The sequence below is a fragment of the Solibacillus sp. FSL W7-1436 genome (assembly GCF_038007305.1).
In the GTDB taxonomy this organism is placed as follows: Bacteria; Bacillota; Bacilli; order Bacillales_A; family Planococcaceae; genus Solibacillus.
In genome coordinates, this window is the sequence record NZ_JBBOWV010000001.1 from 1,762,045 (window position 1) to 1,774,482 (window position 12,438).

At 38.2% G+C, this 12,438-nt stretch carries 15 protein-coding genes; 9 read left to right on the forward strand and 6 right to left on the reverse strand.

The window, feature by feature from the left end:
* Window positions 1–75: 75 nt before the first annotated feature.
* On the reverse strand, window positions 76–1,368 hold the full coding sequence (locus tag MKX73_RS08820) for an MFS transporter (RefSeq protein WP_340717119.1): 1,293 nt from the start codon (window positions 1,366–1,368) through the stop codon (window positions 76–78).
* 556 nt (window positions 1,369–1,924) lie between these two features.
* Between MKX73_RS08820 and MKX73_RS08825 the strand changes: the two genes are divergently transcribed.
* The 5 genes from MKX73_RS08825 to MKX73_RS08845 are packed head-to-tail and all read left to right on the forward strand — an operon-like array spanning window position 1,925 to window position 5,891.
* Window positions 1,925–2,398: a flavin reductase family protein gene (locus MKX73_RS08825; protein ID WP_340717120.1), complete on the forward strand. Its 474-nt coding sequence runs from the start codon at window positions 1,925–1,927 to the stop codon at window positions 2,396–2,398.
* Between the two features lie 14 nt (window positions 2,399–2,412).
* Window positions 2,413–3,207, forward strand: a complete 795-nt coding sequence (locus MKX73_RS08830; RefSeq protein ID WP_340717121.1) for a 2-keto-4-pentenoate hydratase — start codon at window positions 2,413–2,415, stop codon at window positions 3,205–3,207.
* Window positions 3,204–4,094: an acetaldehyde dehydrogenase (acetylating) gene (locus MKX73_RS08835; RefSeq protein WP_340717122.1), complete on the forward strand. Its 891-nt coding sequence runs from the start codon at window positions 3,204–3,206 to the stop codon at window positions 4,092–4,094. The genes MKX73_RS08830 and MKX73_RS08835 overlap by 4 nt, the downstream gene beginning before the upstream one ends.
* Entirely contained in the window at window positions 4,091–5,083 is a 993-nt protein-coding gene (dmpG, locus tag MKX73_RS08840; RefSeq protein ID WP_340717123.1) for a 4-hydroxy-2-oxovalerate aldolase, read from the forward strand. Before MKX73_RS08835 ends, dmpG begins: the two co-directional genes overlap by 4 nt.
* Before the next feature lie 19 nt (window positions 5,084–5,102).
* A complete protein-coding gene (locus MKX73_RS08845) occupies window positions 5,103–5,891 on the forward strand; it encodes an FAD synthetase family protein (protein ID WP_340717124.1) in 789 nt (262 codons plus the stop codon).
* A gap of 113 nt (window positions 5,892–6,004) precedes the next feature.
* On the opposite strand, the gene MKX73_RS08850 is transcribed toward MKX73_RS08845, so the two are convergent.
* The 3 genes from MKX73_RS08850 to MKX73_RS08860 are packed head-to-tail and all read right to left on the reverse strand — an operon-like array spanning window position 6,005 to window position 8,246.
* Entirely contained in the window at window positions 6,005–6,748 is a 744-nt protein-coding gene (locus tag MKX73_RS08850; RefSeq protein WP_340717125.1) for an amino acid ABC transporter ATP-binding protein, read from the reverse strand.
* A gap of 12 nt (window positions 6,749–6,760) precedes the next feature.
* Window positions 6,761–7,426, reverse strand: coding sequence for an amino acid ABC transporter permease (locus MKX73_RS08855; protein WP_340717126.1), 666 nt, complete (start codon window positions 7,424–7,426; stop codon window positions 6,761–6,763).
* A gap of 34 nt (window positions 7,427–7,460) precedes the next feature.
* Entirely contained in the window at window positions 7,461–8,246 is a 786-nt protein-coding gene (locus MKX73_RS08860) for a transporter substrate-binding domain-containing protein (RefSeq protein ID WP_340717127.1), read from the reverse strand.
* Window positions 8,247–8,446: 200 nt separating this feature from the next.
* Here MKX73_RS08860 and MKX73_RS08865 point away from each other — a divergent pair, with 200 nt between their 5' ends.
* Entirely contained in the window at window positions 8,447–9,310 is an 864-nt protein-coding gene (locus tag MKX73_RS08865; RefSeq protein WP_340717128.1) for an AraC family transcriptional regulator, read from the forward strand.
* 68 nt (window positions 9,311–9,378) lie between these two features.
* Window positions 9,379–9,552: a Fe3+ hydroxamate ABC transporter substrate-binding protein gene (locus MKX73_RS08870; RefSeq protein WP_340717129.1), complete on the forward strand. Its 174-nt coding sequence runs from the start codon at window positions 9,379–9,381 to the stop codon at window positions 9,550–9,552.
* A 53-nt stretch (window positions 9,553–9,605) separates the two neighbouring features.
* Here MKX73_RS08870 and MKX73_RS08875 read toward each other — a convergent pair whose 3' ends face one another.
* Complete coding sequence (locus MKX73_RS08875) at window positions 9,606–9,932, reverse strand: four-helix bundle copper-binding protein (protein ID WP_340717130.1); 327 nt, start codon at window positions 9,930–9,932, stop codon at window positions 9,606–9,608.
* A gap of 159 nt (window positions 9,933–10,091) precedes the next feature.
* On the opposite strand from MKX73_RS08875, the gene MKX73_RS08880 reads away from it, so the two are divergent.
* Both MKX73_RS08880 and MKX73_RS08885 read left to right on the forward strand, forming a co-directional pair.
* Complete coding sequence (locus MKX73_RS08880) at window positions 10,092–10,661, forward strand: YdhK family protein (RefSeq protein ID WP_340717131.1); 570 nt, start codon at window positions 10,092–10,094, stop codon at window positions 10,659–10,661.
* Between the two features lie 243 nt (window positions 10,662–10,904).
* Window positions 10,905–11,579, forward strand: a complete 675-nt coding sequence (locus MKX73_RS08885; RefSeq protein ID WP_340717132.1) for a serine/threonine protein kinase — start codon at window positions 10,905–10,907, stop codon at window positions 11,577–11,579.
* Between the two features lie 70 nt (window positions 11,580–11,649).
* Here MKX73_RS08885 and MKX73_RS08890 read toward each other — a convergent pair whose 3' ends face one another.
* On the reverse strand, window positions 11,650–12,189 hold the full coding sequence (locus MKX73_RS08890) for a PadR family transcriptional regulator (protein ID WP_340717133.1): 540 nt from the start codon (window positions 12,187–12,189) through the stop codon (window positions 11,650–11,652).
* Window positions 12,190–12,438 lie beyond the last annotated feature (249 nt).

Consider the following 12,438-nt stretch of genomic DNA (forward strand, 5'->3'; position numbering starts at 1 on the left):
ATAAAAAAGACTGTAAATATACTCAAAAATGAGTTTGATTTACAGTCTTTTTTTATCAGATAAAGCAAGAACGCTTTATTGATCTATAGCGACTTCCAAGTTTGCCTTTTCTTCAGCAATTCGGCTTTCATTTTCTTTTTCAGTAGCTGTAATTTTTAATTTACGTGTAGCAAGCAGCACGATTGCAGTTGCAACATATAAACTAACGATAACAATTACACCTGCATTAAAGCCGGAGCGGACATCATCCCCTGCAATTGTAATTAAGTAACCCGTAATCCAAGGTCCGATGATCCCTGCCATACTGGAGATAGACAATGAAATACCAGTTATAGAACCTACAAGGTTTTTCGGAATGATCAGTGTCTTAATCGCAGCATTCAATGGCAGTAAGCTTGTATTCATTATTAAACCAATGCCTAAGAAAACGCATGCTAAAATCGGAGAAGATACTATTGTTGTCATCGCGTATGAAGCTGCACCAACAATTAATACGGTAATTAATACGCGGTCATATGATTTAATGAGACTTTTATTTCTCTTAAATAAAAAGTCTGTAAATTTACCTGCGCAAATTGCAAAGATTGTCCCTGTAATACCCATTCCAGCAAATATTAGACTCATATCCTGCGGCTTAAGACCGACGATCTGAGTCAGATAAGTAGGTGCCCAAGTAAGTACCCAAGTAGTAATCCACATTGATACGAAACCTACAACTAAAATTGATAATACATAAGGGTTAACGAATACTTTTAAAATATGTTTAAATGGTACTTCTTTGTTGGAAGCTAGAGATTTAACATCTTCTACTAATGGCTGTTTTGGTTCGTCTCTCATAAAGAAGAAGAAGACAGCCCATATCAAGCTTGCTACCCCTAACAACGCGAATGTATGCTGCCAGCCAAAGCTTGTAATCCCCGTAACTAAAAGGGGTGCAGCTAAATACGTACCAACAGTTGTACCGGAAGTCATAATAGCAGTAGCGAGCCCTCGTTGTGAACTATTAAACCAACGTGCAAGATGGACGAGACACATACTTAGCGTACTACCTTCAAAGAAACCTAAAACAACACGTAGAATAATTAACTGTGTTAATGTTTCTACAAAATAAGCACTTGCTAATGAAATAGTCCATCCAACAGCAATCATCATTAGAAGGTATTTCGAATTGAAGCGATACGTTAATGTTCCTAATACAATACTTCCGATAGCATATGCAGCAAAGAAGCTGCTTCCGACTAGCCCAAACTGATCGTAAGTTAAATTCAGCTCGGTCATTATTGGTTCCGCAGCTAATCCTAGAACAGATTTATCCGTGTAGTTTAAAACAGAGAGTAAGAATAAAAATCCTAATACAACCCAACGCATGTTAAAGTCCCCCTTGTATTGTCTTATTTTCCATCACCTTGTTAACAGACAAAACACTAGTATTTTCGATAAACTGCTAGGATAATGTCCCACCTCCATTCGACCTCATATTGAAATAAAATGAGGCAATTTTCATCTTTCCGGTTAAAACTAGGCAAGTGATAGCGTTTACAAAATACTTTAAATGCTTGTACCTTCTTCAAAATTTCGGGCATCTCGAGATGTACCCAATAGAAAAATCCGAATCGGAACCTTTCATGAACAGAATTCTATTGGAAAAAAAATAGTTTTACAAGATAAAAAAATAACACCGAATTGTATTTTCGAGAAAATACGAAACAATTTTCAGAAAAAAATGAATAATATTTTCTTTGTTATTGAACGCATCAAATACTGATAAATCTGAAATTTAAACAAAAATTATTCAAAAACCTCACAAATAGAGGAACATGTAATTTTTATTGTTTTTATCAGAATTTTCAATAAAAAACGTAATGATAATTTTAAATTGACTCCTTTATGATTGAATTAATCAGTTATGGATGGAGGAATGGAGATGGATGATCGTCTATTTAGAGATGCAATGGGGAAGTTTGCTACAGGAGTAACAGTTTTATTAACTGAAAATGAGGGAGAAGTCCACGGAATGACAGCGAACGGTTTCATGTCAGTTTCTTTGAGCCCAAAGCTTGTTGTCATTTCAATTGGTGAGAAGGCAAAGTTTTTGGAGAAAGTATCAAAATCAAAAAAATATACAGTAAATATATTGGCTGAAGATCAAGAGCATTATTCACGTCATTTCGCTGGCAGACCAGGGGATACAGTGGAATTTGAAACATTGGCTGAACAACCGGTACTGAAAGGGGCAATTGCTCAACTCACATGTGAAGTTGTATCGGAGCATGTTGAGGGGGATCATACATTATTCATCGGCAAAGTAGTAGATTTACGCCTTGAAGAAAAAGATCCTTTGTTATTCTTTGGCGGCAAATATCGCAAACTAACTGAAATGGAAACGGTAGAGTCATAAAGGGGGAGTAACCTATGAATATACAAAAAATGGCTAATGCACTGGCAGAGGCGGAACTTACAAAACAGCCGATTGCACCATTAACTGAAACTTATGGAAATATTACAGTTGCTGATGCATATTCAGTACAATTATCGCAAATCCGCCAGAAAGTTGACGCCGGAGCGAAAATAGAAGGACTGAAAATCGGTCTGACAAGTAAAGCAATGCAGGAAATGTTGAATGTCTATACGCCGGATTACGGCTTTATTCTAGATACGATGCTATATGATGAGGTCGAAGGATTATCTACTGAAGCATTTATTCAGCCAAAAGTAGAGTTTGAGATTGCTTTTATTTTAAAGAAAGAATTAAAAGGACCGAATGTGACGGTGCAAGATGTAATTGATGCTACTTCTTATGTTGTACCGGCGATCGAAGTAATCGATAGCCGTATTGCGGACTGGAAAATAAAATTTGAAGATACAGTAGCAGACAATGGGTCATCGGCAGGAGCTATTTTAGGGAAAAAACGGACTTTGCTTAAAGATATAGAGGATATTACAAATATTCAAATGGTTGTAAAGAAAAATGGTGAGTTTTTAGATGAAGCGACAAGTTCGGCTGTATTAGGGAATCCGCTCAATGCAGTGGTATGGTTAGCAAATGAACTGAGTGAATATGATATTTCTGTTAAGCCGGGCATGTTTGTTTTATCAGGGGCTTTGTCAAAAGCGGTTCCCTTCGAAGCAGGCGATGAATTCGAGGCTGATTTTGGTGTACTTGGAAAAGTAAACGCTATCATTTCGAAGGAAGTGGTGAAAAAATGAAAAAACTTAAAGTAGGAATTTTGGGATCGGGAAATATCGGGACAGATTTAATGTATAAAATTGAGCGCAGTCCATTATTGGAAATGAGTGTTATGGTAGGTATCGATCCGGAATCTGATGGATTAAAACGTGCGAAAAACCGCGGCTATAATATTATTTCAAATGGAATTGAAGGCTTAATGGAACGCCTTGAATTAGTTGATATCGTATATGATGCAACAAGTGCATATGCCCATAAGCATAATAGCGATTTATTAACGGCGAAAGGTAAGAAAGTGATCGATTTAACACCAGCAGCAATTGGACCATTTACTGTTCCGCCAGTAAATTTAAAAGAACATATCGAAAAACCAAATGTGAATATGGTTACTTGCGGCGGTCAAGCTACTATTCCGATCATTCATGCTATCAGCCGTATTGTGCCGGTAGACTATGCGGAAATTGTCGCAACGATTGCGAGTCTTTCTGCAGGTCCAGGTACTAGAGCGAATATTGATGAATTCACAAGTACAACATCAAAAGCGATTGAAGTAGTTGGCGGCGCTAAAAGAGGGAAAGCCATTATTCTATTAAACCCTGCAGAACCGCCGATTATTATGCGTGATGCAATTCATGTTTTAGTAGAAAAAGAAGGCCACGAAGAAGCGATTCAAAAATCGATTCTGGAAATGGTAAAGGAAGTACAGTCTTATGTACCGGGCTATACATTAAAAGCAACACCAATTTTTGAAGGCAAAAAAGTATCTGTATTTGTTGAAGTGAATGGTGCAGCTGACTATTTGCCTGCATACGCTGGAAATCTGGACATTATGACGGCAGCCGCAGTCCAAGTCGGCAACGAAATGGCACGTCACCATTTACAACTTGAAAAGGAGGTCATCCTATGACCTTGAATATATTAGATGTATCATTACGAGATGGAAGTCACTCGGTACGTCACTCATTTACTGAAGAACAAGTCCGCGCTGCTGCAAAAGGCTTAAATGCAGCAGGTGTACGCTATTTTGAGGTATCACACGGGGATGGTTTGGGAGGCTCTTCATTACAGTACGGTTTGTCTGCGACAGATGAACTGAAGCTTATTGAAGCAGCTGTTTCAGAGTGTACAACATCAGAAGTTGCCGTGTTATTGATTCCCGGAATCGGTACAAAAAAAGATTTAGAAAATGCATCAAAACTAGGAGCGAAGATGGTTCGTGTAGCAACTCATGTAACTGAAGCAGATGTAGCGGCACAACATATCGAACTGGCTCGAAACCTGGGATTGAAAACTGCCGGATTTTTAATGATGAGCCATATGGCAAGTGTTGAAAAAGTTGTAGAGCAAGCAAAGTTATTTGAAAGCTATGGAGCGGAAATTGTGTATGTAACGGATTCTGCAGGAGCAATGTTACCTAATGATGTAACAGAAAAAATTAAAGCGCTTAAGCAAAACCTGCAGTGTGAAATTGGTTTTCATGCCCATAATAATTTATCGATGGCAATGGCAAATACAGTTGCAGCGGTAGAGGCAGGAGCGACTTATCTTGATGGAAGTTTGCGTGCATTAGGTGCAGGTGCAGGTAATACGCAAACAGAAGTGATGGTAGCGGTTTTAGAAAAACTAGGCTATGAAACGGGCATTGATTTGTATAAATTAATGGACTTAGCAAATGATGTAATTGCACCGCTTATGCAGCAGTCCCAAGAAATAACGAGCAGCAGTTTAACTTTAGGCTATGCGGGTGTTTATTCAAGCTTCCTGTTACATGCTCAAAAAGCTGCTAAACAATTCGGTGTCGATGAGCGTGATCTTCTAATGAAAATCGGCCAAATGAAAGCAGTCGGTGGTCAAGAAGACTTAATTTATGAAGTAGCACAAAATCTGACTAGATAAGGAAAAGGAGAGAATCGCGATGAAGGTAGTCTATGTGAATGCTAATAACTTACAAGAGATTAAACAATCAGCTCCCCATGTTGCAATGGCACTTGGTTATTTTGATGGTGTGCATTTAGGGCACCAGAAAGTAATACAGACGGCTAAAGAAAAAGCAAATGCACAGAATTTATCATTGGCGGTTCTCTCTTTTTTTCCGCATCCTAAAAGTGTGATATTTTCTGACGCAGAGGTTGCCTATCTGGAACCACTGGATCAAAAGATTGAAAAACTTAAAAATCTTGAAGTGGACATTTTTTATATTGTAGAGTTTACAAAAAAATTAGCAAAAGTAGAAGCTGACGACTTCTTGGATGATTATATTATAGGTTTAAATGCAAAAGAGATTATTTGCGGTTTTGACTACACATATGGAACAAAAGCCAGTGGAACAGTTGAAACGTTAGCAGTGTATGCGGCCAAGCAGCAAGTAGGCCTGACTGTTGTAGAAGAACTAAAATGGAATAATCAAAAAATCAGTTCGTCTTTAATACGGAAGCACTTAAAAGAACGGAACCTTAGCGAACTGCCAAGCCTTTTAGGCGACTTTTATCAAACTAAGTATTGTAAAAAGAATGGTTTATTACCGAATTATTCACTGCCCGATATAGGTAGTTATAGAGTATTGATTGAAGATAGCCATTCTTATATTGAATGTGTCGCAACGGTAAAGTGTAAAAAATATATTCAGATTCACCATGAAATATCCACATTGCCGAATTTATTGACGATACAGTGGATTGATCAATTCAGTTCTGTGCCGAGCTGATTCTTCCACCCTATATAATAGAAGCAATCCATATTTTAATATTTGCCTATATAGTTGGAAAACTCCGCAAAAAGAGGGTCCTGTCTAAATATTTAGACAGGACCCTCCTACATTTATTTCAGCATTGTCGTCTTAAGAAATTCTTTCGTTCGTTCTTCTTTCGGATTGTGGAAAAACTGATCAGGGGTACCGCGTTCGATAATTTCCCCATCATGCATATACACGATCTTGTCGGCCACTTCTTTGGCGAAGCCCATTTCATGGGTTACAACAACCATTGTCATACCTTCTTGAGCCAGTTCTTTCATCGTCGTTAAAACTTCTCCGACTAGCTCGGGGTCAAGCGCTGATGTCGGTTCATCGAAAAGCATGATGTCCGGTTCCATTGCAAGTGCTCGGGCGATTGCTACCCGTTGTTTTTGCCCGCCGGATAGTTTGTTAGGATAGACATCGGCCTTATCTTCCAGGCCGACTTTTTCCAGCAGCTGTTTTGCTTTCGAAATTGCGTCCTTTTTGTCAATGCCCTTAACCATTACCGGAGCTTCAATAATATTTTCCAAAACAGTTTTGTGGGGGAATAAATTGAAATGTTGAAATACCATTCCTACCTTTTCCCGTATGTTGTTAAGGTTATCATTTTTCGGATCGACTTCTTTGCCCCCAATTGTGATACTGCCGCTGTCCTTTCTTTCTAAAAAGTTCAGACAGCGAAGAAGAGTACTTTTCCCCGAGCCACTCGATCCTATTAAACAAACAACATCGCTTTCGAAAACAGTCATATCGATATTTTTTAATACATGTAAGTCTCCAAATGACTTATTTAATTGATTAATTTTAATCATTTCTTTTGCTTCCATTGCTTACGCCTCCTACCTGTCGCTAATTGCCAATCTCTTTTCGAAACGGTTTACTAAGAATGTTAATAACGCCACTAACACTAAGTAGTAGATCGCTACGATGAGTAAATAGGTCATTTCGTCAAAGTTATTAGATCCTAGTGTTGTCGCTACATTAAAGAGTTCATTCATCGAGATGAATGCGGCTAACGAAGAATCTTTCAAACCGATAATGAATTGGTTGCCCAATGGAGGGAGCGCACGGCGGAATGCCTGCGGGAGTATAATTCTTCTTAAAGTCAGAACTTTTGTCATCCCTAAAGAACGTCCTGCCTCCATCTGGCCTTTATCGACTCCTTGGATCGTACCTCGAAGAATTTCTGAAATGTATGCGCCATTATGAAGCGCCAAAGCAAGTGAAGCAGCCCAGAAATCAGGAAGAAGGAAAATTCCGCTTAGTCCGAAGTACAGAATAAAGATTTGAACGATTAGCGGTGTACCACGAACTAAAAAGACATAAGTATCTGAAATGAGTTCTAATACTTTAAATTTGGAAATTTTCATTAACGCAAAGAAAAGCCCGATTACTATACCGATTAAAATGGATACAACCGTCAGCTCCAATGTTAAGAGCATGGCTTTAAGGAATACATCTTTTGTATCTACTAATACTTCTAGAAAATGTGAAAAACTTGGCACTGTACCTACGTCCTTTCTTATTTAGAGGATTGAATTATTCAGGTTTTTTTGTAATGTCCTCACCAAAATACTTCATGCTTATCCGAGTAAGAGTTCCATCTTCCCGGAGTTTTTCCAGCGCCTCGTTTACTCGCTTTAATAGGTTAGGGTTATCCTGAGGGAGTACAATCGCTTGTTCACTTCGTTCGATTAACTGCTGCCCTTCAACTTTAAACCCTTCTTTTGCGGCATTTTTTCCGGTAACAAAGTCGGTGATTACCGCATCATGACGACCGCTGTTTAATGCCTGCAAAGCAGTGATATCGCTGTCATAGGTTTTAACATTATCGGTATACCTGGAGGCTGTATCGGCATAGGTTGACCCTTTAGCTACAGCAACTTCTTTTCCGGCTAAATCATCAACAGTTTTGATTTCACTATCTGGTCGGGTGAAAATCTGCGGTCCAGAATAATAGTAGGGGGTAGAGAAAGCAACATGTTTGCTTCGCTGTGGATTAATCGTGTGGCTGGCAACAGCAACATCTGCACGGCCAGTCTTGACTCCTTCTACAATACCTTTAAACTTGATCCGCTTTTGAACCGGTTCAAGACCGAGCTCTTTTGCGATCGCTTCACCAACTTCGATATCAAAACCTGACATTGAAAGGTCCTCATCGTTTACATAACTAAATGGTTTAAATTCGCCAGATGCAGCAAAAACAAACTGATCTTTATGTATCAGTTCAGATCCATCGGCAAGCTTTTCTTTCTCCGCACAAGCTGATAGGAAGCAGGCCGCGATAAAACTGAATATCAAAATTAACTTTTTTTCCAACCGCATATTACGTTTCAACTCCTCTCATGAATTTCTGCAATCTATTTTGCTAAGTATGTTACTAATAAGTGTGAATACCCTTTTAATAATTCTAATAAACAAGGAGTGTCATAATTTGGACAAACTTAATACGATTTTTTTCAGCCGAAAATGTCGAGTATTTTTATAATTGCTTTGCTAATATGTATCCATGAAGGAGGGATATATTGCTAAAAGAATTAAATCAGGTGATTGAATATATTGAAGAACATTTAACCGAGGACTTGTCTCTTGAAAGCATTGCAAATTATGCCGGGGTTTCCGATTACCACTTTAGAACTGTATTTTTTCATCTTTCAGGGATGACATTAAATGAGTATGTAAAAAACAGAAAACTATCGGAAGCGAATAAAGATTTACTGAATGGAGAAAGGGTAACGGACGTTGCATTTAAATATGGTTACCAGTCAGTCGACGGTTTTACTAGGGCTTTTAAAAAATGGTGTGATTGCTTACCTTCGGATGTCATCAAAAAGAAAATAAGCAAGTCATTTCCTAAACTCACATTCGTAATTACAGTAAAAGGAGGAGTATCTATGGAATGGAGAATTGAAGATAAACAAGCGTTTAATTTAGCAGGGGTAAGCAAACGTGTGCCGATCCAGTTTGAAGGGGTCAATCAGGAAATCGTAAAGCTGGCCCAAAGCATAACGGAAGAACAAAGAAAAGAAATGCATGCACTGCAAAATATAGAGCCTTTTGAAATTGTAAATGCATCTTATCATGCTGAGGCGAATTTCCTGAAAGAAGAAGGGGAGTTAACGCACCTGATCGGTGTCTTAACGACGGAAACTGAAGTCAGTGATCGATTAGACAAAGTACGAGTTGAAGCATGTACGTGGGCGGTATTTCCGAACGAAGGACCATTTCCTTCCACGCTGCAGGAAACGATGGCTAAAACATACTCGGAATGGCTACCTACTTCCGATTATGAAATTATCCAAGCACCAACTTTTTCATTTACTAAAATGGATGAAAATAAAAAAGGTTATGCATACAGTGAAATTTGGCTTCCTGTCAGAAAAAAATAATAGGCAGGATATCCTTGTAATAAGGTAGAACAAGTATAACTGAAGTATAAATAGCTGGAGGAGATAGAGTGGCCCTAATCATACCAAAATGTATGAAATGCAATAATGAAATTAAAGAGGATGAACAAGTATTGGTTCAAATGCGTTACCCGAAGCGAAAAGGGTTTACGGAAATCAAAGCTTATCTGAATCTGGAAGGCAAATTTATTTGTGAAAAGTGTTCTGAGAAAATTAATATTTAAACATATGAAAGTTGCTCCTTTTGTAAATGATTCTGGAGCAACTTTTCGTATGTTCAGGCAACTTGTTTACATGCCTCCGCACATTTAAAGCATGCTTCCGCACATCTTTGACAATGGTCATGATCATGCTTTTTGCATTCATTTCCGCATGCTTCACAAATTTTTGCACAAACGGCAGCCAGCTCGGAAATAAAAGGTGTACCTCTGGAAATCGCCTGTTCCAGGTAGTTGCAAATATCTGCGCACTCTCTGTCCAAACGAATACATTCCGTCATCATCTGAACATGATCCTCTTTTAAGCAGGCGTCAAAACAGTGGTTGCATGCGGCCATACATTCATGTAAAGTTTGCAGCAATTGTTGATGTTGCTCATGTGACATAGTCGATTCCTCCTCATTACATTTTGTCCACTTTAATTTTCCCGTTATTCTGTTCAGTAAACTAACTTAAGTAATCTTAAAAAATTGTAAGGTTATCCTATACCTTAGAGGGGTATAATAAGTTGGGAAGCAAATTGAAAAAAAGGGAGAAATGCAGCGATGAAAAGAAAGAGATTAGTAAGAGGTGCGCTTGTTTTATGTACAGCGTTTGTTTTAGCGGCTTGCGGTGGAAATGAAGAAGATTCAAAATCAAAGGAAGAAATGGACCATTCACAAATGGATCATACCCAAACGGAGCATTCAAGTTCAGGTGAAGTACCAGAAGGACTGGCTGATGCGAAAGAACCTACATATCCTGTTGGTAGTGAAGCGGTGATAAACGCTGATCATATGGGAGGTATGGACGGTGCAACAGCAACAATTACCGGTGCATTTGATACAACTGTCTATATGGTTACTTATACCCCAACAACTGGTGGTGAGCCAGTTGAAGATCATAAATGGGTTATCCATGAAGAACTTGAGGATGCCGGAGGAAAACCATTCACTTCCGGTGAAGAGGTCATATTAAATGCGGATCACATGGAAGGGATGGAAGGCGCGACAGCTACAATCGATTCGGTTGAGCAAACGACCGTATATATGGTGAGCTATAAAGATACAGAAACAGGTGAAGAAGTAACGCATCATAAATGGGTAACAGAAAGCGAACTTTCCCCTGTGGAATAAATTGTGAAAAATAATTAAGCCTTAGTTAATAAATAGGTAAGGTCCTTCACATAATGGTGTGAAGGGCTTTTTACATATTGGACAAAGCGGTAGATTACATGAACTAGCGATTTTAATGTTAAACTCATTAAATAAACATATAGTTAATATAAAAAAACGAATTTTATTATGAGCGATATAGAATCCCTTTAAAAGTAATTGGATTATGTAGTTTTCTTTAACGCTGATGAAGGGAGAGATGATATGGTAAAGGACTTCGAAAAAGTAATGGATTCCCTTTCAAAAATAAATGTTATATCCAATCCGAATAATGAGCCAGTAACAATCATTGGTGAAGCAGAAGGTGTAAGATGTGTAGGGATCGGGACAGATGCGGCAGTTTTTCAGTCCGAAAATGTCCCGGCGTATGCATTCAAACTATATGCGAAAGACAAAGCGGCAAAAGTAATGTTGGAAGAAGGTGTTTACGGAAAGTTAGACAATTCGCCTTTCTTTTCAACATGCTATGGCTCGAACGACAATTGTCTTGTATTAAGTTACGAGGAAGGGAAAACGCTCTTTGACTGCATTCTTGAAGGCATCCATATTCCGGAACAGGTAATACAAGATGTTGAAGAAGCAAGAGAATATGCGCGCAGCAAGGGGCTGAACCCGCGTGATATTCATTTAAAAAATATACTGTTGCAAAACGGCCGAGCTAAAATAATCGATGTTTCCGAATATACGATGTCCGGTAATGATTTCAGGTGGGAACATTTAAAAAAGGGCTATGAGCAATACTATCATTTAATTGACGGGAAATCCGTACCGATCGGCGTAGTTGAAACCGTTCGCAAGTGGTATAACAGGCGAAGGAAGAATTCATTGTCATTTGAAGAAATTACAACACCTATTTTAAAACTTTTCTTTAAAAATTGATGAGCTACATGCCATGCTGCAAAAAAGCTTCGCAATTCGATGATTTAAATCATCCGAATGCGAAGCTTTTTTAAATAGATTGATTCCGTACTTTTTCGATTAGTGAAGAAATCCACTCACCTTCATTTTCTAAACGACTTATAAAATAGCCGGTCAAAAAATCTCCACCTTCTTTTTTAGGACCCTCCAGCTTAACCTGCATATTCAAGCTTTTAATATGATCTCTTTTCTTTTCAAGCTTTCGTAATTTCTCATCAAGAATCATAATGATTTTTGCACGATCCACAAAGTTCAGATTCATTAAACCTACAATTGTTTCTGATAAGGAATCGGCTTTTTCGAAAAGCTGATAAATTTTGTTTGGAAGCAATGCAAGACCCTGTTCTGTAATAGCGAAAACTTGCTTATCCGGTCGATTTTCTTCTTTAATAATCTCAGTTGGCTGGATAAGTCCTTGTTTTGTCAAAGACTCAAAATGATAATAGATCTTGCTTTCTGTCAGGTTCGCCAGTTTATCAAAAGGAATCGGTTCTGACAGCTCTTTTTTTAGCTTATATGGATAACTGCTTTCTTTCGCTAACTTGCTCAATATATAAATTTGGATGGACATAGTATTCTCCTATACTTTATACATGTTAATTTCCGCTTACATAAATACAACTCGTGCCTGAAAAAAGCACGAGTTGTATTTTTCCTTAGTTTAACAAAATTATGCGATAACTTCATCCGCTTTTTTTAATGAAGCTGGTTGTTCAGCTGGTTCATCAACTGGCTGGCAACGGCTTATGGAAGAGTCAAACGAACGGGTCGAAAGAGAACTTTATTTTACCCATGGAAATGTCTAGTATAAATTTTAAAA